The organism is Pseudomonas sp. RA_15y_Pfl1_P11 (genome assembly GCF_963970975.1).
GTDB classification, from domain to species: Bacteria; Pseudomonadota; Gammaproteobacteria; order Pseudomonadales; family Pseudomonadaceae; genus Aquipseudomonas; species Aquipseudomonas tritici.
Genome location: NZ_CAXAOY010000006.1, coordinates 1 through 26,059, shown reverse-complemented (window position 1 = coordinate 26,059; position 26,059 = coordinate 1). Strand labels below are relative to the sequence as shown.

Below are 26,059 nucleotides of genomic sequence, written 5' to 3'. Positions count from 1 at the left end.
CCATGCGCCAAGTGCTAGGAAGACGCGTTTGAGAACCTTCCTACGTACTAAACAGCTTCGACCTGCAACGCAACACGCTCGCGGCACGGGCATTCGTCCATGTATCGGTGCGCTTCCACGAACTGATTGAACGGGAACACGGTCGTTTTCAACGGCACCAGCACGCGGTCGGCTGTCAGTTGGTTGATATCGCGCAACGCCCGTTGCAAGGCTACGTGGTCCTGAATGATGCCCAGCTCCGGTTTGCCAGTGAAGTTACCGATGCAGTGCACAAAAAACTGAATGTTCTTCTGGAACGCCGCGCACGCCGGGAAGGGCGTCTGGTTACCGCCCTGCAACCCATACAGCACCAGGCTGCCACGGGGTGCCAGTACGTCACCGAGCAAGGACATCTGCGGGCCACCCAAACCGTCGAACACCACGTCGACACCGCGGTTGTCGGTGAACTTGTTGATTTGCATCAGCAGGTCTTGCTCTTCGGTGACGATGACCTTTTCCGCACCGAGCGACAGCAGATACTCACGCTCCGCGCTGTCCTTGGTAGCGGCAATCACCCGCACCCCAAGGGCCTTGCCCAGCTGTACAAAGGACGGACCGGCGCAGTGGCTGGCGTCAGTCACCAAGGCAAATTGCCCGGGCTTGACCCGTGCCAAGTCCACGTAGGCGAAGTAGGCGATCAACAGCGGCGTGTAGTGCACGCTCGCTTCAATAGGGCTCAAGAGATCCGGGTACCGGGTCAGGGCCGAACGGGGCAGGACGATCTGCTCACCATAGACCGGGTAGTCATTGGGGCTCTCGGCCGGAAAACTGGCGACTTTATCGCCCACTGCGAAGTCATCCACGCCATCGCCTACGGCGACCACCACCCCGGCCATTTCATGGCCAAGACCGGACGGTAATCTTGCATGGGAAGACGCCAGGTTCTGGCGCCACAAAATGTCATACCAACTGATGCCAATCGCTTCGACACGCACCTGCACTTCGCCCGGTGCGGGCTGCGCGGCTGCATGCTCTTCGCATTTGAGCACCTCGGCCGGACCAAACTTGTGAAAACGGATCGTGCGGGACATCGCAAACCTCGTCAAAGTAACCTCTAATGCCATGAACTCTATCTGGGCTTTACGGGTAAGGCCACCGGTCGCCATTAATAGTCGACATGTCTGTCATTGATTCAGCGTCTGAGGAATAGACCTCAGCTCTTGTAAGAAAACTCAATTTTCCTGTGCAGAGTAACAGCCTTTCCCCGTAAGATTCGTGCTGGCCATTGTTGTTATATGCCCGCTCTCGTCAAGTCAGCTGACTCTTCCAGGACACAAGATGAACCGTAACGACCTGCGTCGTGTCGACCTTAACCTCTTGATCGTATTCGAAACCTTGATGCATGAGCGCAGTGTGACCCGCGCCGCCGAGAAACTGTTCCTCGGCCAGCCAGCCATCAGCGCGGCGTTGTCACGCCTGCGCGGGCTGTTTGATGACCCGCTGTTCGTGCGCACCGGACGCAGCATGGAACCGTCGGCCCGAGCGGTAGAAATCTTCGCCCTGCTCTCCCCGGCCCTGGACTCCATTTCCACCGCGGTCAGCCGCGCCGCTGAATTCGACCCGGCCACCAGCACCGCAGTGTTCCGCATCGGCCTGTCCGACGACGTCGAGTTCGCCCTGTTGCCTCAACTGCTTAAACGCTTGCGCGCGGAGTCACCCGGCATCGTGCTGGTCGTGCGTCGCGTCAATTACATCCTGATGCCCGGCCTGCTGGCCTCCGGCGAAATCTCCATCGGCGTCAGCTACACCGCCGACTTGCCGGCTAACGCCAAGCGCAAAGTATTGCGCCGCAGCCTGCCGAAACTGCTGCGCGCCGACAGCGTACCGGGTTCGCTGAGCCTGGACGACTTCTGCGCCCGCCCCCACGCGCTGGTGTCATTTGCCGGTGACTTGAGCGGGTTCATTGATGAAGAACTGGAAAAACTCGACCGCAAGCGCCACGTGGTATTGGCGGTGCCGCAATTCAACGGCCTGGGCACCTTGCTCGCGGGCACGGACATCCTCGCGACCGTGCCGGACTACGCGGCCGAGGCGTTGACCTCGGCGGGAGGGTTGCGTGCGGAAGACCCGCCATTGCCGGTGCGTAGCTTTGAGTTGCATATGGCGTGGCGTGGATCACAGGATAATGACCCGGGCGAGCGCTGGTTGCGGTCGCGGATTCAGATGTTTTTTGGGGACCCCGATAGCCTGTAACGGAATTCCACTAAATTCCATAAAACCGTTTAATAACAACAAGTTACTGGTTTTTTTAAATCCGTAGCCGTCTGTCTAAATCCAATGGATTCCACGACTCATGGGGGCATAATTGGGGGCAAATTTCGGTTCCTTAAAAAGGATGCCCCCACCGATGCCCCCAAATAATCCGGTTGTTTTCAAACGAAAACTCAGCGATGCCTTGATCCGCTCACTGACCGAACCTGGCAAACACGCCGATGGCGAAGTTCCTGGCCTCTACTTGGAGGTGAGGGCGTCGAGTAAGGTCGGCAAATCCCCTTCCAAGGTTTGGCGATTGAAGTATCGGCTGCATGGGAAGGAAAACCGCTTCTCCATCGGCGCTTACCCCGACATTAGCCTCAAAGAGGCGCGCGACATTGCCCGCGGCGCACGCCGCGACGTGGCTAACCACACCGCTCCGCTCAAGGCCAAGACCGCCAAGATCGAGGCACAGTTGCTCAATGAAGAGCGCACCTTCGCTTACGTGTCCGAGCAATGGTTGGCATTCAAGTCTGCCGAATTGGTGACCAAATCCATCTCGGGCTTTACCGGAGCGCTGAACAACCACATCTTGCCTGCCATTGGCAAAAAACCGATCAGCGAGATCAAGTTGGAGCACATCACTACAATCATCACTGAGTTGCGCCGCCAGCGCACCATGGCCATGGCCCGGCGCGTGCGCACCATCATACGTGCCGTTCTGGGCTTTGCCGAAGGTCGCGGCTGGGTGGAGCGCAATGTGGCGCTCAGTAATATCGAGGAGTTGAAGATTCGCCACATCGTGACCAGCAACCCGGCGATCGAAAGGCCATCCGACCTGGGCAGGTTTCTTCTACGCCTTGATGACTGCAACGACGGCAGCGTTGCCACCGCAATGCGCCTGCTGGTCATGTTGCCGGTCCGCCCAGGCGAACTGGTGCAGATGCGCTGGGAAGATGTCGACTTGGTGGGCGCCGATTGGCGTTATGTGGTGAGCAAGACCAAGCATCTGGACAAGAGCAAACACATCGTGCCGTTGCCTGAACAGGCCTTGGTTCTGTTACGCGAGCTACATAAAACCCGCGTGGTGGATGAAGAAGGCAAAGGCTGGGTGTTCGTCTCGCCGGTCTATCCGGGACGTCCCATAAACCCGACCTCCATGCTCAAGTCCTTTCAGCGTATTTGGCCGGAGTACAACATCACTGCTCACGGCTTTCGCGCGACCTACAGAACCATTGCACACGAGCACTTGGGCATTGATCCAATTGTGCTCGAACTATCGTTATCCCACAGAATGCCAGGTGCGCTAGGGGCTGTTTATGCGCGTGCGCAACTGCTAGCGCAACGCCGGGAAGCGGCTCAACGATGGGCTGACTATTTAGATCATCTACGGCAAAACGCTTGGCGAGTGACGACAGATTGACGATATACGAAAATCAGGAGAATGGAGCAGGAAACGAGACTCGTATCTGGTGTCCGACCCATTGAAATCTAAGGGGTTTATTTTCTTGCTGAAGTAGGAAAAGACTCAATTCTGGACTTGTTTTTGAGGTGTATCAAAGGCCAAGAAGGAGTGATTCAGGACTATGCCATTTTCTTCGCCCCCATAGCACGTCGGACGGGAAGCGGCGTCGGCGAAGAATGATGTCCAACCCAGGCCGAGCATCTCTCGATTGACGATGTCGCGGCCCGATGGGGGTCTACCACTTCAGCCATTTCGGAGCTTAGTACATGCGCTGTTGCCTAGTTACCGTCCCACCCGTCACACGCCGCTATACCGCCGCGTGTTACACGCGGAACTGGTCCATCAGCTTCATCTGTTGATTGGCCCGCGCGTTGAGCTGACTGCTGATCTGCGCCGACTCGGCGGCCTGTTCCGTCAGGGTCTCGGTCACGCCACGGATGGTCGAGACGTTGCGATTGACCTCTTCGGCCACCGCACTTTGCTCCTCCGCCGCAGTTGCAATCTGCAAGTTCATGTCGCTGATCACCGTTACCGCGTCGCTGATCTTGCCAAGCGCCTGCACGGCCTGATGAATCTGCCCGGCGTTGTCCTGGGCGAGCGTCTGGCTGGAATGCATGGTCGCCACCACGCCACGCGTGCCGGTTTGGATGCGTTCGATGACCATGCGGATCTCCTCGACGGAATCCTGGGTGCGCTTGGCCAGGTTGCGGACTTCATCGGCCACCACCGCAAAACCCCGGCCGCTTTCCCCGGCACGCGCCGCTTCGATCGCAGCGTTGAGTGCCAGCAGGTTGGTTTGCTCGGCAATGCTGCGGATCACTTCCAGCACCGAACCGATCTGCTCGCTGTTGACCGCTAGGGCTTCGACTTCCGTCACGGCCTTGCTGACCTCGCGGGCCAACGCATTGATGTCCTGGGTGCTGCGCTCGATAAGGGTGATGCCCTCCCTGGACGCCTGGTCGGCACCGCGTGCTGCCTGGGCGGCATTCGAGGCGCTGTGGGCAACTTCATGGGCGGTGGCGCTCATTTCGTTGGAGGCGGTTGCCAGTTGATCGATCTCGCGAAATTGCACCTGCATCCCTTCACTGGTCAGCCGCGCAATTTCCGAAGACTGGTCGGCGGTGCCGCGCGCATCGGTAATGCTCTGCTTGATCTGCGCCACAGTCGGCTGCAGTTTGTCAAGGAAACGATTGAACCCGCTCACCAGTTCGCCCAGTTCATCTTTCTTGCGGTAGTGCAGGCGTTGGGTCAGGTCGCCGTCGCCGCTGGCAATCGCCTTGAGCATCTGCGCGACACTGTTGATCGGGCGCGTCACCCCGGAGGCAGTGAACCAAATAAGCGTCAGGCCCAGCAGCCCGGCGCCGATGGCCACCAGCAATGACTCCAGCGTGTCGCGGGTTTGGGTCTGGTCAAGCAAGGTCTGAAGCGCTACCGAGTCGGCCAGCAAAACCTGTTTGGGCAAATCAATGACCACGCCCCAAGCCGGCGCGTCGGGGATAGGCGCGACGGGGTAGACGGCGCGGATCAAATCATTCTGGGCCAGCACCAGCGGTTTTTTTTGCGCCAATGCCGTGAGTATTGCCTTGCCTTCCTCACCCAATGTGACGCTGACAGGTTTGGCGACCTGGCCTGCATCCTTGCTGTATGCCGCGAGCACGCCGCTGTCGGACACAATCAGCATGCTTCCCGAGCCGTTGAACAGCATACGCTGGGCATCGCTTGCAGCAGCTTGAAGGGCGCCGAGTGCGAGGTCCACGCCCAAAGCACCGATCACCTTGCCATCGGCAATCAACGGTACCGACAGCGAGGTCATCACTTGGGCTTGCCCGCCCAGGGTGTCTGCGTAGGGCGCAGTCAGGCAGGTAATTCCCTTGTCTCTCGGGCAGGTGTACCAGCTGTTGTATGGGGTACCGCTGATGCTGAGTTCGGTCTTGTGCAAATCGCTTTCGGTAATCTCCAGGTTCATCGACTGGCCGGCACCCCGGTTCCAAGCGCTGGCAAAGCGTCCACTTTCGTTGGATGCGCGTGGCGTGTCGTTAACGAACTCGCTGTCCTTACCTTCCAAAGCATTAGGTTCGAACACCAGCCAAAGCCCCAGAATCTGCGGGTTGCGATCGAATGTTGTCTTCACACTCTGGTTAAGTTCCTCGCGTAATGTTGAGGCCGGCAAGCCGCGCTGGGCGGCCATGTTACGCAGGTTGGCCGCCTGGTCTGAGAGGGCGGTGATGATCAGCAGACTGTCCCCGAAGACCCTCTGCAGGTTACCCGCCTGTTCGGCGGCCTTAGCCTGCAGCAGATTTTGGCCACTATCGGTCAACATCTTGCTGCTGGAGGCACTGATCACCTGAATGTTCTGGTTGCCCTGATAGAGGTTCAGGCTGACGATCAGACCTATCACACCGAGAAGGCACAAGCCGGAAAGCAGGGTGATTTTCAAGCGGATGGAGATCGAATCGAGCATTGGAGTATCTCGCAAGTGAACAGCATGCCTGTTGACCATCAGTTGGCCTAAGCCACTGACTTCTTGTTGGGTATGTCATCTATCGGCCGGTCTCGCGTTTTAACGAGCCTGGTTTGGTGATACGTCAACTATCGCGTCCTTGAAGGTGGAGCCGAATGAGTTGATGCCCAGACTGGAGCAGGTGACGAACAATGACGTCATACGCGCATTCCCCGACCTATCAGCGTCTTGTTCGAACCGATCTTCAGGCGCCGCAATCATGACCCTCGGAGGCCAGTGGATTGGCCTAGCGAGAATGATTGGCGTCGTTGACCGCATATTACTCGCCGCCATGGGGACAGTATTGATCATGCAACTGGCCTCTGTGACCAAAGCGCTGCCGTTCCTGATAATCGAACCGCGAAAATTAGACGCGTTCCATATTGGTCCCATTTGAGGTGAGGTCAGTTTTTAATAGTTACTTGGGTCAATTCGGCGTCGTCGTCAACATTAAGGCAAGACAGAGAGTCGCGAGCAGGGTAATTTTGCTTGGTAGGGTCGCCGTAATCGTGCGCATGGGTACATCCTCATGGGAGTAAGCTGGAACGAAAAAGGGTGGCGCTAGCCACCCAACTACGCTCAAAACGTCGTAGCAAATACTAACTGGCTGTAGACGTTTTTGTCGTTATTACCCAACTGGGTCCCCCCCTGCCCTGCGCTCTTGTCTGGCTGGTAGATACCGATTAACGGCATCACAGTCAGGTGTTCATTGAAGTGCCATTCGGCATACAGATCGACTTCATGGCCATCGGTGTTACCCAATTTTCGGTCGAGGGCGTCGTAATTGAAGTACAGCGCGCCGACGATCAAATTTCCCAATGGGGAGACCTTCAGAGTGACGTTCTGGATACGCGAATTACTGTTGAAGGGGCCGGCATAGTTACCAGCCACTTCACCCTGGAACCAAGTGCCATAACCCCGGCTCATGCCGTAAAACAACGTGTCATAACCTTCCGAAAAGCGGCTGTAGCGGTAACTAGCGCTCGGCTTCCACATCGCATCTGCAAAGGTCCATCCGGCTTCCAGGTACCAGGCGTCCTCATTCGCCGCATTGGGCTTGTTCTGCCTGGCGTATTCACCGGACAAAAACAGGTTTTTCACACCAGCGTTACCTGCTGCGCGCAGGCTGTAGGTCTTCATGCCGTCACGCTCAAGCTGCAGCGAGGAAGCGTACTGCTCACTGATCCTGGTGGTGTCGATGTACGTCAGGCCAACAGTCCCCGCTTCAGCCACGTGTTCCAGCGTACCGACGTACATCTCGGTATCGGCCTGCGCATGGTTATCGGATTTAAGCCACATCAGATCGCCACGCCAGCCTTCCTTACCGCCGATCCGCAACACGGCGGTTTTGTCAAAGGCCTTACGCGCCGCTAGGTAGTAAGCGCCGCCACGGTTGAATTGGCCGTCGGCGGTGCCACGCCCCAAGTTGAGGGCGTCGCCCTGAATCAGGAAACCGTCACCCACCACAATATTCTGTCGACCGAATGACAGGTCGATGCCGTCCTGGCCAAGGGCTTCAAAGAGGTTTCCCGAACGCCACCCCAGATAGGCATCCTCGATCTTGGTCGTGCGTTCAGAGCCATCGGTAAAACCGGCCGCGTCTCCATCGCCCCAGGTCCCTGAACAGAGCAGTGAGAAGGCGCCGTAGGCCGTCCCGGCGCCACCAAGCCCCTGATCGCCGCTCAAGCCATACTTGATGTAACCCTCCCGCCATGAGGACGACCCCGGCTGCAATCGACCGGAAGGCGCATAATTTTCCTGACTGTGGAATGCGCCAAACACCGCCTCCAGGTTGGCGTTCAGATGAGTGTCGCCCTGGGCATACAGCTCGTAGGCGGCCGCGTGAGTTGCAGTGCCGACAAGTGCTGCGAGTGTGCAAAAGCGGAGCATGGGATATTGGCGCATGGAGGCATTTCCAAGTTTTTATTAGAACGGAGCGGTGCCTTAAACAGGTTGAGAATCAACCCTGCATTTAAATACCGCCAAGGAGTGTTGCAGTTTTTTTCGGCAGTTAATGCGAGCAACTAATTATTATTAGATTTCTATCGGCCGCCTACGCCACATAGACGCAGCACGCCACAGTAGTGCAAGGACAGACTATACAATCGGCCGAAACTCATCTATCCGCTTCATTGGTCAATTTCATCCTGGAAATCAGCGTCTGATATTTTGCTCACCTAAACAAGCAGCAGTGCACACCCACGACTTAAAGCACAATTTTTCGGATAGTCGAGCCAACTTCCAGGCTATCCGCTATTAGCTCATATACTGTTTTACCCACATAGAGCATGAAGTAATCGCCAGCACCAACGTGGTGCAAACCCTACAAGCTAATTATCTGTTACAGGCCTTCCCGTTTTATCTTTCCGGTAACATGTTGCCGGTGCCCGTAGTAAGGTTGCCAAACGTCAGCAACGCCACTGCGTGAGGTGTCCCGGGTTCGCGGGCGGTTCAGTGCGTGACAAGGTGCGATTTTTGCTAGCTAATCCTAAACTTCTCTTATGCGGTCCTATCGAACATGGACACCAAGAAACTGCTGCTCGCCGTGAGACTGGCCGAAACCCTTCATTTTGGGAAAGCCGCAGAAATTGAAAATATGGCGCAATCAGGCCTCAGTGCGCAGATCGCCAAATTGGAAAGCGAGCTGGGTTTTCGCCTTTTCGTGCGTGCCAATCGCACAGTCTCGCTGACGGAGGCGGGTGAAATATTCATTAAAAAAGCGCGCGTGATCCTGGCTGACATGCACAACTCAATCGTCGAATGCAAAGCGCTTTCCGACAACAAACGCTCTGTGCTGAAGGTTGGTATGTTCGGCGATCAAGCAGCGGAATACACCCATCCGATGTTCACCCTTTTTCAACGACTGAACCCGGATATCCGACTGGTATTCATTGAGCTGCAAATGACAAACCAGGTGCAATCCCTGGTGGGCGGCCTTGTCGATGTGGTGTTGATGCGTATCCCGACTCATGATGCACGGCTGGAGTACGTTGAGCTGTTCAGGGAGCCTCGCGTTGCCGTCGTTCCCGCGACCCACGAACTGGCATCGCTGGGTGCACTGACCGTAGCGGATCTGCTCGATAAGCCCTTTGCCATTCCGGCCGAGGGAGCACCGTCCGACCTAATTTCATACTGGAGCCTGGCAGACGTCAGAAATGAGCCGAGTAAAGTGGCCGCCAAGGTAAAAACCATACCTGAAGTGATATCGGCAGTCGCTTATGGGGGCGCCTTCGATACCTTCCCGTCGTCACTAACCAAAGCCTATAACCATCCCGGCATTCGATACATTCCTATTGAAGACGCATCGCTCAGCGCAATGTCCCTAGCCACCCTGCAGGGCAATCGAAGCCCTGGTGTCAGGGCGCTGCGCTATTGTGCGGAGCAGACGTTTGAAATCAGTTTTGTCCGGTAGTCGGTTGCGCGTGACAGCTCCCCCCCAAAAAATCGCCGGTGACGCCAGCTGAACCCATCACAAAGCGTGATTGATCAATCAGCTTTAACGCATTGAATCCCCCTTCAGATGGTCACATTATCATGCTGCCGCCACACAAACTTGTGGCCGCTATAAGGTTTAAAAGTGCCTTCGCGTGAACGAGAAAATAATAACGTTTATCCCGACCGCTAAGAAAACAATAGGTGTCGAATGTGAAAAAAATAAAAACAACCGTCCTGTTGCCTGTTGACACATTACTCAGCCGGGATGCGTTCAAATGACTGACGCCACAGCTTCCTCCTGAAATTGCGCCGGCCGACATAACAACAAGAATTTTTGCCAATTCAAAAAGTGCATCGGCTACTTTTTTCTTTGCCCCTCAGGCGAAAAAAGTTCACTGCCCGTGCACCACTCAATACTGCTGAATAAAAAATCGCATTGCTGTAATGGGCCGCGCAACAGGCCGCCTGGTCACGGCAATGCAGAATGGTATTCCGCGTGGAGGATGTGATGCAAAACCGTGATCAAAAAGACAACCTGAAAACAAACTCGCTGGGCGTGTCCGACATTGTATTTTTTGTTGTCGCCGCCGCCGCGCCACTGGGCGCGACACTCGGTGGCTCGCCGGCCGTGTTTGCCATAGGCGGGAACAGTGCACCAGGCCTTTACCTATGTGCGTCGGTGATCCTCATGCTATTTGCCATCGGATTTGCCGCCATGAGTCGCTATGTCGTCAGTGCGGGCGGATTTGCCGAGCTGGTTAAAGTGGGCATTGGCCGCACCGTAGGTCATGCGGCCTCCGGCATCGCGATTCTTGCGTACATCTGCATGCTGGCAGGTATTTACGGCGCATTCTCCGCGTTTAACTCGGATCTTGTTAAAAACTATACGGGTATTGAGTTCACCTGGCAGCTAAGCGCCTTATTGGCGATTGTCGTCGTCGGTATATTTGGCTACCTGGACGTGAACATATCCGCGAAGGTGCTCGGGGTCTTGATGATCCTCGAAGTGTTGATTCTTGTCGTATTCGATATTGCGGTACTGATCCAGGCAGACCCGGCAGCCATGAACTTTGCCAACTTCATACCCAAAGACCTGAGCGCTCCGGGCCTTGGCGTCGCGATGATGTTTGCCTTCGCTTGCTTCGTGGGTTTCGAATCAACAACCCTCTACGGAGAAGAAGCGAAAAACCCTCATACCACGATCCCGCTTGCCACCTACATTGCAATCGCGCTGATCGGCGTGTTTTATACGCTCACCACATGGTGCCTGGGCATCGCCTATTCGGGCAGCGATATACAAGCCGCTGCAACCGGCGACCTGGTTAACTTCGTGTTCAACATGAACAGCAAATTTGTCGGGCTCTGGTCAACCCAACTTATGCAAGTCCTCGCGGTTACCAGCCTGTTTGCCGTGCTGTTGTCATTCCATAATGCCCTGTGTCGATACCTCTTCTCCCTTGCCCGCTCGAACTTCCTGTTTAATGCGTTGAGCCGCGTACACCCTAAAAACAGCAGTCCTCACGTCGCCAGCCTGGCGCTCAGCGTCATTACGCTTCTCATACTGTCGGCATTTATGCTCACTGGCGCTGATCCGATCGGCAATCTTTACATGTGGATGGTGGCCGTGGGCACGCTAGCCATACTGGTGCTGCAATCGATGGGCGCGATCGCCGTGATTGCCTACTTTAAAAAGACCAGGCAGGGCTTTCTGTGGCAAGGCTTTATTGCGCCACTGTTGGGTGGTGCGGGCCTGATCTTCGTGGTGATACTTGCGCTCACTAACTTCCACGAATTAACCGGCTCCAGTTCTGAGCTGGTAGGTTTTCTGCCTTGGCTCGTGCCGATTGCAGCCGTGATAGGGATTATCAACGGGAAACGCAAGGCAGCCAACTACATGGCGAATGAAATCCCGACGTCGGCCTGACCTTGAATAAGTAACACCGCGCTTGTTCTGCAGCACATTCCGATTGCTGAATCCAAGGTGTTCGCTGGGGGAACGCCTTGGTTCATCTAAACCCAACACCCCAAACTACTTTGTTCAGTTCTTTACGTGGGAATAGCCATGAAGCTTGATTATCAACAGTCTGTGACCAACTTTTCTGAAGCGTTCAACTTGTCCAAACGTGAAACAACCAAGGGCAAGGATTATATTCCAGGCGGCTTCAGCCGGCGCACCTTTGCTTTTGGACCACACGCCATTTTTGTAGAAAAAGGCGATGCCCAATATATTCATACTATTGATGGAAAACGCTTACTCGACCTTAATAATAATTTTTCCACCAACGTCCTCGGGCATAATCACCCTGCCGTTATTCAGGCCATCACGGATATGCTGCCCAATGGTTTCTCCTTCGGCAATCCGACCGATCATGAACTGGAACTTGCGAAATTGATTTGCGAACGAATTGAATCAATCGAGCAGGTTAAGTTCTCTTGCTCGGCGAGCGAGGCGTGTCTCAGTGCCGTGCGTATTGCCAGGGGTTACACCGGACGAACCAAGATCGCCAAGTTCGAGGGCGGCTACCATGGCTTTACCGATGAGCTAGCGGTTTCCGCTCATCCAAACCCGGACAACTTTCCCGGTCCGGACTTCAACCCCAAAGCCCTTCCAGACTCCGACGGCATCCCAGTCTACAAAACCGAAAACGTCATTATTCTGGTGCAAAACAACTACGAAGCCTGCGAGAAAATTCTACGCGGTAACGCAGAAGACATCGCTTGCGTGATGATGGAGCTGCAGGCCTGCGCCGGTGGCATCGTAGTGCTGGACAAAACGTTCGTTAAAAAAATTCGTGCGCTGACGGAAGAACTGGGCATTTTGCTGGTCGTCGACGAGACCGTGACTATGCGCGCGGCTTACAACGGCCTTCAAAGCGAATATGAGATCAAGCCTGACCTGACCGTGCTGGGCAAGATGATCGGCGGCGGCCTGCCTATCGGTGCAGTCGGCGGTAGCCGCAAGGTGTTCCGCGTACTTGAAGATAACCAGGTGATGATCTCCGGGACTCACCATGGCCACCCGCTGGCGTGCGCAGCCGGTATTGCATGCCTCAAGGCCATGGATGAAAAGGCCTATAAAAGACTTAACGACATGTACGCGAAGATCAAAACAGAACTGAACAGCTGGGCCGCAGAACATAACTACCCTTTTATTATCTACGGCGCCTTCTCCGTATTCGCTTTTGCGTTTACTCGTGAAAGGGGTCAGGCGATCACCACGCACCGCGATCACTGGCACAAGATTGACGACAACAGCATGAGCATCTATGCACTGGAGATGGCCACTCGCGGTTACTTCCCGGTGCATCGCGGCCAGGTCGGCTTGACACTTCCCATGACTGACGAAGACGTTAACGGCTACATCGAAACAACCAAAGACGTGGTTACACTCATTTACGGTACTCGTTGACCCCGCCCTGCCAAGCCGGATTATTCATGCACTGGATAGTCCGGCTATTTTCGCCACTCATCCGATCAATAAAAAATGGCTTGGGATTAAAATCAACCAAGCCATTTGAGGGTGTTGTGAATATACGACTTCGCTACAACACACCCATCACATATGCGCCCGCCCACCATCGTTACGATGTATCGTAGCACTTGGGATCTCATTAAATAGTTTTTTGTATTCGCTCGCAAACCGACCCAAATGGTTAAACCCCCATTCAGTGGCAACAGTGGATATATTCGTACCCCGCCCACCATCCAGCAACTGCCTGCGCACTTCAGACAAGCGTAATTTCTTCAGGTACGCCATCGGCGACATGCCCATATGTTTACGAAACCCATCGAAAAGCTTAAATCTGGAAACACCGGCGGCATGCTCAATATCTTCGAGACGAATATCTTCACGGGCATTCGAATGTATAAAGTCTTTGGCTTTAAGTAAAAAGCTGGGCAGTTTTCCGATCAGACACTGGTGAATCTCGTCGGTGTAATTACTCTTCTGAGCCAATATCAAGCCCCTGACAAGGGAGGCCTCGATGTCTCTTGAAAAGAGAGTCTGATCGAAAATCGCCCCACCCACTTCTCGCTCGGAAACAAAATGATTGATCAATCGCCACCAGGAAGCGCTCGCCCCTATTTGTCCGTCCATCAGCGGATCAAAGTTGATAGGGGTTTCCACGGGGCGCTTCAGGATTTCTTCGAGCGCAAGTCTCATCGTGACTCTAGGGATTACGACCGACAGCTTCTTGCAATCGCCCGCTATTGAAAGTTCCTGACTATGGAAAGGCGAAACGATGACCCCCATGCTCCTGTTGGACGGGATACGACGCCCAAGGTAAATCAGCTCCTGCTCGCCGGAAAGCGGCAAACTAAGGCTGTAGCTGTCCAACTGTTCAGAGCCCTCGACGCCGATACAAACATCGGCCCCATACTCCAAAGTACCTAACTTCGTGGCATAGGAGCGAAACACTCTGGCGCTGTGACGGAATGAAATCCGTCCTGGCTGTCCACTCTTCAGACTGTGAGGACCGCACACCTGCTCCATCCATGCTCGGGCGCCTTCCATATCACAGCCGTTGATCTGAATATCACTATGGGGAACAAAATGCGGCTCGGTCATAGCAAGGCACCACAGTTAGGAAAGACGATGCGCTCTTCGGCGCGTATCTGATTAATAGCAAGAGGCGTGCCACAGAGTTGATCAACGATTGAAGCCTGCCTATTTGGATAATATTCTCCGATTAATTGGATAGTTTCGAACCTTTAGGTAATACCTGCCATTTCAGGCACCGTCACGAGCACTCTTCGTGGGCGATACCAAGGAAACTTGCACCACTTGTTACCCGAAAGACGACCTGATTTAATGGATCGGCACCTTTCTACCCACGACCAGTAACATCTACACTGCATGCCATAACAACCCGCTGATTATCGTTCTCATTAATATGATGATTCAATATCCAGCTATCCACGTCGACTTTTGATCTCATTAAGTGGCTTTAAGTCATAAATAAATCGGATAGACCAATCGACGGCCGCCGCCTCTAATAGGAAGCCTGCATAACCGCACGATTGAGGATCTACCCATGAGCCGTATGCGCGATATTAGCCAGTGGAAAGAATATATCGAGAGTTGCCTGGACTTTCGAAGCGAGGAAGGCATCTACCGTATTGCCCGTGATATGTTCACGGAGCCAGAACTTTTCGATCTGGAAATGGAATTGATTTTCGAAAAAAACTGGATTTATGCCTGCCACGAAAGCGAGATCCTGAACAAACACGACTTCGTCACCATGAACGCAGGTCGTCAGCCGCTTATTATTACCCGTGATGGCGAGGGCAAGTTAAACGCCCTGATCAACGCCTGCCAACACCGTGGCACTACCTTAACTCGCGTCGGCAAAGGCAATCAGTCTACTTTTACCTGCCCTTTCCATGCGTGGTGCTATAAGAGCGATGGCCGGCTTGTGAAAGTCAAGGCACCTGCTGAATATGGGGAAGACTTCGATAAAGCAACTCGTGGTTTGCAGAAGGCCCGTATCGAAAGTTACAAGGGTTTCGTCTTCGTCAGCCTTGACGTGAATGGCACTGACTCGCTTGAGGATTACCTGGGGGATGCGAAAGTATTCTTCGACATGATGGTCGCCCAATCGCCCACCGGCGAACTGGAAGTGTTGCCGGGCAAATCCGCTTATACCTACGATGGTAACTGGAAGCTGCAAAACGAGAATGGGCTTGATGGCTATCACGTCAGCACTGTCCACTATAACTATGTGTCGACCGTGCAACATCGTCAGCAAGTTAACGCTTCCAAGGGGCATAACGCCGGCGACTTCCTTGATTACAGCAAGTTGGGCGCCGGGGATGCGGAAACCGACGACGGCTGGTTCGCCTTCAACAACGGCCATAGCGTCTTGTTCAGCGACATGCCGAACCCGGAAGTTCGTCCAGGGTACGCAACCATCATGCCGCGACTGGTGGAGGAATACGGCCAGGACAAAGCTGAGTGGATGATGCATCGGCTGCGCAATCTGAACGTCTATCCAAGCATGTTTTTCCTCGATCAGATCAGCTCGCAGCTGCGGATCATCCGTCCGATTGCGTGGAACAAGACCGAGATCAACAGTTTTTGCCTTGGCGTGAAAGGCGAGTCCGATGCCGACCGCGAAAACCGGATCCGCCAATTCGAAGACTTCTTCAATGTGTCCGGCATGGGAACGCCCGACGACCTCGTCGAATTTCGTGAAGCACAGCGGGGGTTCCAGGCCCGCCTGGAGCGCTGGAGCGACATCTCCCGTGGCCGCGACAAGTGGACAACAGGGCCGACGAAAAATACCGACACCATTGGAATTTCTCCCGCCATGATCGGGGCCGAATTTACCCACGAAGGCCTTTACGTAAACCAACACGGCAACTGGCAGAAGTTTCTGCTCAATGGCCTGGCGCGCAAAGCCGCCGACGCCCAAGCGCTGAAGTTGAAGGAGGTATAAGGCAATGAACGTCGAACTTCAGTATCAAGTAGAACAATTCCTCTACAAAAAAGCAGAGCTTTGCGATGACCAGGATTGGGACGGCTACCTCGCGCTTTTTAGCGAAGACAGCGTGTTCCACCTGCCCCAGTGGGATTCGGAGCACGTCTACACCACCGACCCCAAGCGCGAGATGTCGCTGATTTACTACCCCAACCGTGGTGGCCTGGAAGATAGGGTATTTCGAATTCGCACAGGAAAAGCGGCATCTGCGACGCCCCTGCCGCGGACTCTGCATCAAATAAACAACGTTCGGATTCACCCGTTGGAGGGAGGCGATCTTGAAGTGCGCGTTAACTGGCAGACCCTGTATTACCGCCAAGCCTTGTCCGAGCACTTTTACGGGCGTGCTACCTACACACTCCGACCGCATGGTGATAGCTGGCTGATCTCCAAAAAGCACAGCGTGCTGCTGAATGACAAGATCAATTCAGTGTTGGATTTCTACCACATCTAAGTCCGAGAAAGGTTAAAACATGTACAAGGTTGCGTTTAACTTCGCCGACGGTAAAACACTGTTTTGCCCCGTGCAGCCTAACGAAATTTTGTTGGATGCTGCGCTTAAAAGTGGGATCAAAATCCCTCAGGACTGCCGCGAAGGGGTTTGCGCGACCTGTCAGGGCCGTTGTGAGTCCGGAAGTTATACTCAGGATTACGTAGACGAAGAAGCCCTTTCTGAACAGGATTTGGCTGATCGCAAGATTCTGTCGTGCCAAACGAGGGTGTTATCCGACGCCTCCTTCTATTTCGACTTCGACTCGACACTGTGTGGAAGTTCTGGAACATCGAAGGTGATAACGACTGTCACTGAAGTCATTCAGGTATCTGACAGCACTGCTGTATTGAAGGTCGAGTCAGCTCCAGATTCAGCTCCACTGAATTATCTGCCCGGCCAATATGCACGCCTGCACGTGCCGGATACCGGTCACAGTCGCTCCTATTCGTTTGCCTGTGCACCTGGAAGTAGAACACTCGAATTTCTGGTTCGTCTTCTACCCAGCGGAGTCATGACCGACTACATGCGTGATCGTTGCAAGCCAGGCGATATCATCCAGATGGAGGCACCATTGGGCGCCTTCTACCTGCGCCATATCGACCGTCCAGTGTTGATGGTTGCAGGCGGAACCGGGCTGTCCGCCTTCCTCGGCATGCTCGACCAACTGGTAGAGAAAGGCGGGGCCGGGTTCCCGATCCATCTCTTCTATGGTGTCAGGACAGAACAGGATCTGTGCGAAATTCCGCGTATCGAGGCGTACAAATCGACGATCCGAGGCTTCGATTTCACACCGGTCCTCAGCAATGCGGCTGACGATTGGCAGGGCAAAAAGGGGTTTATTCCTGAACACCTCGCCCCCTTCGAACGCTCAGACACGCCCTTTGACATGTACATGTGCGGCCCTCCGCCAATGGTAGAGTCTGTAAAAAAATGGCACCTGGAAAAACAACTTACTTCGGTGCGGATGTACTTTGAAAAGTTTACGGAAAGTAATACCTGACACCCTTCAGGCACTGCCACTCAAGCGATAGCCATTTAAATAAGTTTTATCGCCTGAGTCATGAGTTCCACCGGACGCCCAGTTGACTTTTATTGACTGTTAGTTATGCACGCGGGTTCTTTATGTCCAGATTATCAGTAAAAATAGAAAGTATTGAAGCGCTTACTCCCCGCATCCGGCGGTTGGTACTAGTTGCGCAAGACGGTAGCCGGCTCCCCGAATTTACCCCGGGGGCTCACCTCGAACTGCATATCCAGGGTGCTAGAAAGCAGAAGCGCGCCTACTCAATCGTGAACGTGTCGGCCGGCGACCACTATGAAATCGCCGTGCAACTGGATGACAAGAGCACGGGAGGATCCAAGTGGGTACATACACTTACCGAAGGTCAAATCATTGAGGTAGAACCCCCTCGCAATCATTTTCCACTGGTCGACGAGGCCCACCACATACTGCTAATCGCAGGTGGAATCGGCATCACACCGATGCTGAGCATGGGCCGCGCACTGCAGACGTCCAAACAGGCTTTCACCCTGCATTACGCCGGCCGCGATGCTGCCAACATGGCGTACCTGGACGAGGTGCAGTGCCTGGGCAACAGCCAATGCTGGATAAGCGGCGGAGACGCCAGCAAACGTTTCGCGGCATCCACTGTGTTAGCGAACCCCTCCCAAGGCACGCATCTGTATATATGCGGCCCCGTGGAGATGATCACTTCGGTTATAAACGTCGCTCGGGAACTTGGTTGGTCGGAAGATCATATCCATTACGAACTGTTCGCCGGCGCCCTTGAAGAAGATGGCGACCAGGCGTTCGAAGTGGAACTTCGCGCCAGTGGAGTAACCCTTGCGGTGGCCGCAGGCCAGACCCTCCTGGACGTGATGATCGAGGCAGGCCTGGATCCGATGTTCGACTGCCGCCGTGGTGATTGCGGTGTGTGCGTAACGCAAGTCATTGAGGGTGAACCCGATCACCGTGATATCTGCCTGTCTGATCGCGAGCGCTCCGGCGGCGCTTTCTGCACCTGCGTTTCTCGTGCCAAGACTGCCAAGTTGGTACTTGACCTCTAATAAATAAAGGAGCGACCAATGATTCCCAGTAATGAACAAATTGCCGATTTGATCCGGCCCGACAGCGTTCATAAAAGCGTGTACACAGACCCTCTTCTCTTTCAACTCGAAATGGAGCGGATTTATGGGCATGCCTGGATTTATGTGGGCCATGAGAGTCAAGTAAAAAACCCTGGCGATTACCACACGACCCGGATCGGCGACCAGGATGTGGTAATGGTTCGTGCGCCTGACGGCAAAGTGAACGTCCATTACAACCGCTGCCCTCACAAGGGCGCAAAGTTGGTGGCGGACGGTGACGGCAATGTCGGCAAGTTCTTCCGCTGCCCCTACCACGCTTGGACATTCAAGTTGGACGGCTCTCACCTGTCGGCGCCGCTGAAGAGCGGTTTCGAGGGCACCTGCTATGACCCGAAACATCCCGATTTCTCCATGGCCAGTGTGGCCCGGGTCGATAGCTACCGCGGCTTCGTCTTCGCCAGTCAGGCGTCCTACGGCGAAGACTTGAAGACATTCCTTGGCGGCGTCGTCAGTTCCATCGACAACATGTGCGACAGGTCCCCGGTGGGTGAACTCGAAGTAGCGGGCGGTATTTTCCGCGTGCAACAACGTTCCAATTGGAAAGTTTTCTACGAAAACCTCCACGACACCATGCACGCACGGGTCACCCATGAATCATCTGTCGATGCCGCTCGAGAACAGGCCGAAGCCATCGGCGAGATGCCGTTCGAACTGCTGATCATGGATGGCAATGGCGAGCCCTATGACTTCTGGGAAAAACTGGAACTGCGCGCCTACCATAATGGCCATGGCTACATGGAGGCGATCTTCGATCCGGATGCCGCTGAGAAGGACGAAGTTTCCCGCGCGCACTTTGAATGTTTGAGCCAAGCCTACGGGGCGGACCGGGCTCGTGAAATCATGGGCATGAACCGACACAACACCGTGATTTACGGCAGCGGATCGCCTCATACCGTGTTCATGCAATTCCGGGTTATCCGCCCGGTTGCCGTCGATAAAACCATGGTGGAGATCCAGACGTTCCGCTGCAAAGGTGCCCCCGATGTGGTGTTCGATCGGGCGCTGACTTACGCCAACGTCATCAACTCCCCTTCTTCAAATGTCATGCCGGACGACGTTGAAGTGTATGCACGCTGCCAGGAGGGCAACATGACCCGAGGCGGCAACTGGATCAGTATGCACCGTTATGTCGGCACCGATACCCTTCTTGAAGACGGCGCAGTCTCTACCAACGGCACCAGCGAACTGCCCATGCGTAATCAGTTTGCGGCCTGGAAAAAGTTCATGACCGGAACAATTATCGCCAAGGAGAGCAATAATGTTGCTTGACCGCGCTTTCAACGTAAATACATCCGACCTCAAGCCTGCACCTGTCGAAGAAGCCACCCTTCGCTCGGTCGAGCAATTTCTGTTTAAGGAAGCTCGGCTGCTGGATACGTGGAAGTTCTGGGAGTGGGACAAACTCTTCACCGACGATGGCATGTATTGGGTGCCGCAAAAGCACAACCAGGTAAATCCTTTCGACCACATTTCCCTGTTCTGGGAAAACCGAATGCTGCGCGAGACACGTATTCGTCGCGTGGAGAATGCGCGTAACTGGTCACAGCAACCACAAACTCAAACAGCGCATCTGGTTGGGAATGTGTGCATCGAAGGCCTGGACGAAGACGATTGCCTGATAGTCAGCGCGGTGTTCCAGGCCACGGAATGGCGTCTGGACCAACGTCAACTCGCCGGGCGTTACACCTACAAACTTGCCGGCAATAAGGTGGATGGTTGGAAGATCAAGCTCAAGCGTGTTGACCTGGTCAACTGCAATGATGTGTTTGCCAACTTGGAGGTATTCGTGTGATGGAGCGGCCCGTGGTTATCGCGCTCCACTATCAGAATGATGTCCTGCATCCGGAAGGACGTATCAAAGTAGGCATGGACGAAGATGGGGCTGTTCGCGCGAATCTGATTGCCTCTGCGACAGCTTTACTTCGTGGCGCGCGAAAAAACGGCTGGCCCATCATCCATGCGCGTGTCGCGTATCGAGGTGATTACTCCGACTTGATCGCTAATGCGCCCATCTTGAAGAGCGTAGAGAAGATAGGCGCCGTGATTGACGGCACGTGGGGCGCCGAATTCCTCGACGCCTTGAGCCCCCATGAAAACGGCAAGGAATTCATCATTACCCACAAGCGTATCAACGCGTTTTACGGCACGCATGGAGAAGCACTTCTAAACACGCTTAATACGCGGACGCTGATCATTGCCGGCGTGGCCACTCATTCGGTCGTGGAAAGTACCGTAAGGCACGCCGTGGACTGCGGTTATCACGTAGTCGTCCCCGCAGATGCCTGCTCTGCAGCAGACCCGGCGGCACATCAAGCGTCTCTTAAAAGCATGAGCCTGATCGCTGAAATTTCCAGCGTTGACCAATTGTTCAAGGTGCAATCATGAGCCTGGAAGGAAAAGTTGCAATCATCACCGGCAGCACTCAGGGGCTTGGTCTGGATATTGCCAAAGTCATGATCGCCCAGGGTGCGCAAGTTATGTTGGTCGGGCGTAACGCCAGCGCAGGAAGCACGCTATGCGACGAGCTGGGGCCGTGCGCTTCGTACACAGAGTGCGATGTGGAAAACGATGAAGATATTGATAGGTGTATTGACAACACCCTCAATCAATTCGGAAAAATCGACATTCTGGTTAACAACGCATGTATCTACACCGACCAGGGCATTGAGTCGTCCCGGAAAGATTGGCACAAAAGCCTGAACGTCAACGTTATCTCTGCCGCCATCTTCGTGCAAAAAGTATCGCCCCTGCTAAAGCCTGGCAGCACGATAGTGAACATCACCAGCACGGGCGGGAAATTCGGTGCAGCAGGCCGTGCACTCTACCCCGCGTCTAAAGCCGCGATGCTTCAATTAACCAAGAATTTCGCCGTGAGCTTGGCACCCAAGGGCACTCGCGTGCTGAGCGTCTCACCGGCGTGGACCTGGTCCCCGACCGTAGCCAACCTGACAAATAACGATATTGCGCTCGCTGACCGCGTCGGCGCTGACTTCCACCCTCTAGGGCGTATCGGACGAGGTGAGGAAGTGGGGAATGTGGTCGCTTTTCTCTGCACATCCGGCGCCTCTTGGATGACCGGCGTGGATATACCTGTTGATGGCGGTTTTTCCATCCTGGGTCCAGACAGAGGCATATCACCTCGCGTTTGGTTCGAGCGTCATTCCGATTCTGAATAGTTTGATCGAGAGGAACATAAAAATGGGCGAATTCATCGGTATCCAGACTCTGGACAAAGCACAAACGTTTCGCGGTTATCTTGCCGTACCCGCCAGCGGAACAGGACCAGGGCTGGTTCTCGGACAGGAAATTTTTGGCGTCAACGCAAACATGCGTGCCGTTGCAGACCTCTACGCTGAAGAGGGATACGTGGTACTGGTGCCCGACCTATTCTGGAGAATGGAGCGGAACGTCGACCTCGGCTACACGGAACAGGATTTTGCAAAAGCGATTGATTTCTTCCAACGCCTGGATTTGGATCTGGCTGTTGATGATATTTCTGCAAGTTTTGCCAAGCTCAAAACCCTGGACCAGGTCGAAGGCGATGACTTCGGTTTCGTCGGCTTCTGCATGGGCGGCAAACTGGCGTATCTCACGGCCACACGCACTAAGGCTGCCTGCTCGGTAGGTTTCTATGGCATGGGCATCGAAAACTATCTCGACGAAGTGGATAACATCCGGGGTCGTCTGGTTCTTCATTTTGCCGAAAACGACGCTTACTGCGACGCCCAGGCCCGCGCAAAAATCAGCTCAGCGTTAAAGGGCAACAAGGGTTCGGAGATCTATGTCTATCCGAATGTCGACCACGCTTTTGCACGTGCAGGCAGTGACCACTTCGACAAACCCGCCGCCCTCATGGCGCATGAGCGAACCATTGCAGCGTTGAAGAGGGAGATTGGTCCAAACTTCAACCTTTCGGATTTGTGGGACGAACATGTAAAGCATGAGTTTGATACGCGGGACGTTCCTGCAACCATGGCCACCATGGTTTCGGAGCCCTACGTCAACCACATCCCGACGATGACCGGTGGCGTTGGCAGCAAGCAGCTGAGCCGTTTTTATCAGCACCACTTTGTCCATGGAAACCCGCCGGACATGAAACTGATCCCCCTGTCCCGGACGGTGGGTGCACTGCAGATCGTCGACGAATTCATCATGTGTTTTACCCACACGACGGAGATCGATTGGATGCTGCCGAACGTGGCGCCTACCGGCAAGTACGTCGAAATCCCCATGCTGGGGGTCGTCCGATTCAGGGGCGACAAGCTCTATCACGAGCACATTTACTGGGATCAAGCGAGTCTGCTGGTCCAGGTCGGCCTTCTTGACCCAACAGGCTTGCCTGTCGCAGGCGTGATCACTGCGCAGAAGCTTCTGGATGAGGCACTGCCTTCGAATACGCTGATGAATAATTGGAAGAATAGCGAAGCCTCGTAATGCGCCGCTGGGCAGTCCTGAGAACAGGGGGGCGTAGCCCGCATCCATCGCGATACTTCAACAATAATTTCTGCGCAAACTTGACCCAGAGGTGTGCTGCAATGACCGACTTAGCCATAAAAGACCTGAAAATCTATCACCCTTATATCAACGGTAAATCGTGGCAGAGCGACGACCAGCCGGAACAGGTCGTGATTAACCCCTACACCCAAAAAGCTATTGCACGCGTGAAGCTTGCAACGGCAGCAGATATCGACAGCGCTATCGCGTCAGCCTTCGAGGCGCAAAAGGCTTGGGGGAAAACCCTGGCCAAGGAGCGCGAGGCCATTCTCTGCCGTGCTGCGGACATCATCGAACGCCGTCGCGGCGACATTGCGAAGATCCTCATCGAGGAAGGTGGCAATGTGTTCGGCAAAGCCATGTTCGAATGCGACTACATGGTCAGCACATTCCGTATAGCGGCAGGACAGGCGCGGGATATCCGTGGCGAAACCATGCCTGCCGACGGCGCGGGTCGTATCTCGATGTCCATCAGGCAGCCGCTGGGTGTCGTTGCAGGAGTTGGTCCTTTTAACGCACCGCTGCTTTTGAACGGGAAAAAGCTCGCCCCTGCATTGGCCGCCGGGAACGCATTCCTCATGAAGCCGGCCCCGCAAACCCCGCTGATTGGCTTGCTCTTCGCCGAGATTCTGGAAGAAGCCGGCGTCCCACCTGGCGTGTTCAGCGTGCTGCCCACCACCAATGAAGCGCTCGGGGACAAGTTCTTCTCCGACAAGCGAGTGAAAATGGTGACCTTCACGGGGTCGGCAAAAGTCGGCCGTTATCTGTCCGAACTGGCAGGCAAGTTTCAGAAGCGAATCGTTTTGGAACTTGGCGGCAAGAGCCCTATTGTGATCCTCAATGATGCGAAGCTGGACTATGCCGTCAGCGCGGCTGCTTTCGGCATCTTCTTTAACCAGGGTCAGGTGTGCATGGCCAACTCGCGGATCATCGTCGAAGAAGGCATTTATGAGGAGTTTTGCACCGCGTTCGTTCAAAAAGTCCGCTCCATTCGCTGTGGGGACCCGGCAGATCCCACCACGATCGTTGGCCCGCTGATCAACGCCACACAGTGCGAATTCATCCGTGGTCATATCGACGATGCCGTTGCTAAAGGTGCTCGTTTGCTCACGGGTGGAGAGTATCAAGGCAACCTGTTCCAACCCGCCGTATTGACTGACGTCACGCCGTCGATGGACGTCTACGACGAAGAGAGCTTCGGACCACTTGTTTCTATATACAAGGCCAGAGACTTTGAGCACACCATTGAGCTGGCAAACAATACTTCCTACGGTCTTTCTTCCGGCATTGTGACAAACGATCTTCAGAAGGCGTTTGACTTCGCTCTGCGTATCGAAGCTGGCTCGGTACATATCAATGACAATTCTTTTGACGACGACCCAAATGCCCCGTTCGGAGGTTTCAAGGATAGCGGTCATGGTAAGGAAAATGGTCGTTACTCAATTCACGACATGACCGAGCTTAAGTGGGTAACTTTACAACTGGGTGAGCGTGCCTTCCCTATCTGATGAGCAATATTATGGCCCCATCCTGTCGGGTTGGGGCCATTGTATTAATCCGCACCATGACTGGAGACTGATCCCAGTTGAGTTCAGAAGAAGAAAATAGTGAGCATTGGAAAAAACTACGATTTCCGAGATATTTTACACTTAAAAACTCGTTTAACTGGAATGGAATGACCTCACCGAGTCCGTCAGCCGAGGAAGCGGCTAGCGTGAATAGTTAGTTTTGATTTTCAGATCATCGGTGAGAGACCTACCTTTAAGGAATGGAGGTCCGCCGTAGATGAGCCTTAATGTTTTCAATCCGCATAGCAAAAGCTTCTATCGCCCTATAGATGCAGCATTGCGCTGGTGCAATCTCACTCGCTACGAAGCCAAAATTGTCCAGGAGGATTGGTCTCGTCCCGAGAACCTTGCAGTCCTATTCCCCCAATGGCCCAATCTTCACATCGCTTTCGAAAGGATTTTAGACGCCATACGCAATGGTGAACTGCCGTACGGCTGCCTTGGCATTCCTGTTCCTTTGGGAAGCTATGTAGAGCCCTATCAGCTGACCATCCGCCATTCGGACTTACGCCGTTGGATGGAGATTCACTACCCCGACCATAAGCCCAGCTTTTTATTCGAGTCCGGTGAGGGTACATCTGCAAAGGTCAGTCTCGGAACTTTTCTTTCAGTAAAAGCAGATCGAGACGAGTTATCGAGAGCGTTGAAAGCGCAACAGCAACACATTCAAGAAATCTTGGGAGAACTCCAGTCGATTGGACTTGAAAGAGATGATCTCAAAGCCTTGGCCAAAACGAATGGTCAACTCAGCGAGCGTAGTGAACTGACCTATCACAATATCATTGGGGCATTGGTCAGCCTTCTTTTGGACCATTCGCCCGCCGGAAAACCTCTTTCGGTATTCACGAATCAAGCAGCCATCGTTGACGCCATTGTCGCCCGTCACAAAGATGTGCCCGGCCTCAGCAAGCGCACGCTGGATGAAAAGTTTGCCGTGGCCAATCGTAGCCTCAAAAAAAATACCTGATCGAGCCAATTGCGTTGCAATAGGGTTGATTGCGATGCAATGACTCATCCGCCGTGGTGCGATTCAATCCATGTCACTTCCCACCACGCGCCAACTGGCGCCAGGAGTGACTAGCATGTCCAATCCATCGGTACCCGCAGTCGAAACACCTTGTAGTGGTCAACTGATCCCGGACACGACGTTAAGTTTTTTCTCAGCCTGAGCCGGTGGCAGCCCACCATTAAATTGGTGCGGTCGAATCCAGTTGTACCGGTGCATCAAAAAATGGCTGATATCCC

Annotated in this window: 20 protein-coding genes and 1 pseudogene; 16 read left to right on the top strand and 5 right to left on the bottom strand. The window is 54.3% G+C overall.

The features are described 5' to 3' along the window. Positions 1-47: 47 nt before the first annotated feature. A complete protein-coding gene (locus AACY44_RS09200) occupies positions 48-1,070 on the bottom strand; it encodes a zinc-dependent alcohol dehydrogenase family protein (protein ID WP_339420163.1) in 1,023 nt (340 codons plus the stop codon). Between the two features lie 247 nt (positions 1,071-1,317). Here AACY44_RS09200 and AACY44_RS09195 point away from each other — a divergent pair, with 247 nt between their 5' ends. Both AACY44_RS09195 and AACY44_RS09190 read left to right on the top strand, forming a co-directional pair. Beyond that, positions 1,318-2,232 (top strand): LysR family transcriptional regulator, encoded by a 915-nt coding sequence (locus AACY44_RS09195; RefSeq protein WP_038850482.1) that lies wholly within the window; start codon positions 1,318-1,320, stop codon positions 2,230-2,232. Positions 2,233-2,386: 154 nt separating this feature from the next. Further along, positions 2,387-3,655 carry a tyrosine-type recombinase/integrase gene (locus AACY44_RS09190; RefSeq protein WP_339530246.1) on the top strand — a complete coding sequence of 423 codons (1,269 nt, stop codon included), beginning with the start codon at positions 2,387-2,389 and terminating at the stop codon, positions 3,653-3,655. 364 nt (positions 3,656-4,019) lie between these two features. Here AACY44_RS09190 and AACY44_RS27725 read toward each other — a convergent pair whose 3' ends face one another. The 3 genes and pseudogenes from AACY44_RS27725 to AACY44_RS09180 all read right to left on the bottom strand — a co-directional run bounded on the left by AACY44_RS27725 (position 4,020) and on the right by AACY44_RS09180 (position 8,102). Beyond that, positions 4,020-4,775: a methyl-accepting chemotaxis protein gene (locus tag AACY44_RS27725; protein ID WP_445261116.1), complete on the bottom strand. Its 756-nt coding sequence runs from the start codon at positions 4,773-4,775 to the stop codon at positions 4,020-4,022. 102 nt (positions 4,776-4,877) lie between these two features. Next, a pseudogene (locus tag AACY44_RS27720) lies at positions 4,878-5,885 on the bottom strand (PDC sensor domain-containing protein); the annotation flags it as partial. 891 nt (positions 5,886-6,776) lie between these two features. Beyond that, positions 6,777-8,102, bottom strand: coding sequence for a hypothetical protein (locus tag AACY44_RS09180; protein WP_339530099.1), 1,326 nt, complete (start codon positions 8,100-8,102; stop codon positions 6,777-6,779). A gap of 613 nt (positions 8,103-8,715) precedes the next feature. Here AACY44_RS09180 and AACY44_RS09175 point away from each other — a divergent pair. The 3 genes from AACY44_RS09175 (at position 8,716) to AACY44_RS09165 (ending at position 13,041) form a co-directional block, all read left to right on the top strand. Further along, positions 8,716-9,609, top strand: coding sequence for a LysR family transcriptional regulator (locus tag AACY44_RS09175; protein WP_339530097.1), 894 nt, complete (start codon positions 8,716-8,718; stop codon positions 9,607-9,609). Positions 9,610-10,140: 531 nt separating this feature from the next. Continuing rightward, positions 10,141-11,556: an APC family permease gene (locus AACY44_RS09170; RefSeq protein ID WP_339530095.1), complete on the top strand. Its 1,416-nt coding sequence runs from the start codon at positions 10,141-10,143 to the stop codon at positions 11,554-11,556. A 138-nt stretch (positions 11,557-11,694) separates the two neighbouring features. Then, positions 11,695-13,041: an aspartate aminotransferase family protein gene (locus AACY44_RS09165; protein ID WP_339530093.1), complete on the top strand. Its 1,347-nt coding sequence runs from the start codon at positions 11,695-11,697 to the stop codon at positions 13,039-13,041. 147 nt (positions 13,042-13,188) lie between these two features. On the opposite strand, the gene AACY44_RS09160 is transcribed toward AACY44_RS09165, so the two are convergent. Beyond that, positions 13,189-14,199 (bottom strand): AraC family transcriptional regulator, encoded by a 1,011-nt coding sequence (locus AACY44_RS09160; RefSeq protein ID WP_339530091.1) that lies wholly within the window; start codon positions 14,197-14,199, stop codon positions 13,189-13,191. Between the two features lie 466 nt (positions 14,200-14,665). Between AACY44_RS09160 and antA the strand changes: the two genes are divergently transcribed. From antA to AACY44_RS09105, 11 genes are all read left to right on the top strand, one after another. Then, positions 14,666-16,069 carry an anthranilate 1,2-dioxygenase large subunit gene (antA, locus tag AACY44_RS09155; RefSeq protein ID WP_339530089.1) on the top strand — a complete coding sequence of 468 codons (1,404 nt, stop codon included), beginning with the start codon at positions 14,666-14,668 and terminating at the stop codon, positions 16,067-16,069. A 4-nt stretch (positions 16,070-16,073) separates the two neighbouring features. After that, the gene (antB, locus tag AACY44_RS09150) at positions 16,074-16,565 is read left to right on the top strand and encodes an anthranilate 1,2-dioxygenase small subunit (protein ID WP_339530087.1); all 492 of its coding nucleotides are present in this window, start codon (positions 16,074-16,076) and stop codon (positions 16,563-16,565) included. Between the two features lie 19 nt (positions 16,566-16,584). After that, positions 16,585-17,604 (top strand): anthranilate 1,2-dioxygenase electron transfer component AntC, encoded by a 1,020-nt coding sequence (antC, locus tag AACY44_RS09145; protein ID WP_339530085.1) that lies wholly within the window; start codon positions 16,585-16,587, stop codon positions 17,602-17,604. 122 nt (positions 17,605-17,726) lie between these two features. Further along, positions 17,727-18,671 (top strand): PDR/VanB family oxidoreductase, encoded by a 945-nt coding sequence (locus AACY44_RS09140; protein ID WP_339530083.1) that lies wholly within the window; start codon positions 17,727-17,729, stop codon positions 18,669-18,671. A gap of 18 nt (positions 18,672-18,689) precedes the next feature. Continuing rightward, positions 18,690-20,021 (top strand): aromatic ring-hydroxylating dioxygenase subunit alpha, encoded by a 1,332-nt coding sequence (locus tag AACY44_RS09135; RefSeq protein ID WP_339530081.1) that lies wholly within the window; start codon positions 18,690-18,692, stop codon positions 20,019-20,021. Beyond that, on the top strand, positions 20,011-20,544 hold the full coding sequence (locus AACY44_RS09130) for an aromatic-ring-hydroxylating dioxygenase subunit beta (RefSeq protein ID WP_339530080.1): 534 nt from the start codon (positions 20,011-20,013) through the stop codon (positions 20,542-20,544). The genes AACY44_RS09135 and AACY44_RS09130 overlap by 11 nt, the downstream gene beginning before the upstream one ends. A gap of 11 nt (positions 20,545-20,555) precedes the next feature. Beyond that, on the top strand, positions 20,556-21,137 hold the full coding sequence (locus AACY44_RS09125; RefSeq protein ID WP_339530079.1) for an isochorismatase family cysteine hydrolase: 582 nt from the start codon (positions 20,556-20,558) through the stop codon (positions 21,135-21,137). Further along, positions 21,134-21,928: an SDR family oxidoreductase gene (locus AACY44_RS09120; RefSeq protein ID WP_339530078.1), complete on the top strand. Its 795-nt coding sequence runs from the start codon at positions 21,134-21,136 to the stop codon at positions 21,926-21,928. Before AACY44_RS09125 ends, AACY44_RS09120 begins: the two co-directional genes overlap by 4 nt. A gap of 22 nt (positions 21,929-21,950) precedes the next feature. After that, positions 21,951-23,186 carry a dienelactone hydrolase family protein gene (locus AACY44_RS09115; protein ID WP_339530077.1) on the top strand — a complete coding sequence of 412 codons (1,236 nt, stop codon included), beginning with the start codon at positions 21,951-21,953 and terminating at the stop codon, positions 23,184-23,186. A 101-nt stretch (positions 23,187-23,287) separates the two neighbouring features. Continuing rightward, entirely contained in the window at positions 23,288-24,754 is a 1,467-nt protein-coding gene (locus AACY44_RS09110) for an aldehyde dehydrogenase family protein (protein WP_339530075.1), read from the top strand. 277 nt (positions 24,755-25,031) lie between these two features. Beyond that, on the top strand, positions 25,032-25,781 hold the full coding sequence (locus AACY44_RS09105; RefSeq protein ID WP_339530074.1) for a hypothetical protein: 750 nt from the start codon (positions 25,032-25,034) through the stop codon (positions 25,779-25,781). Positions 25,782-26,059 lie beyond the last annotated feature (278 nt).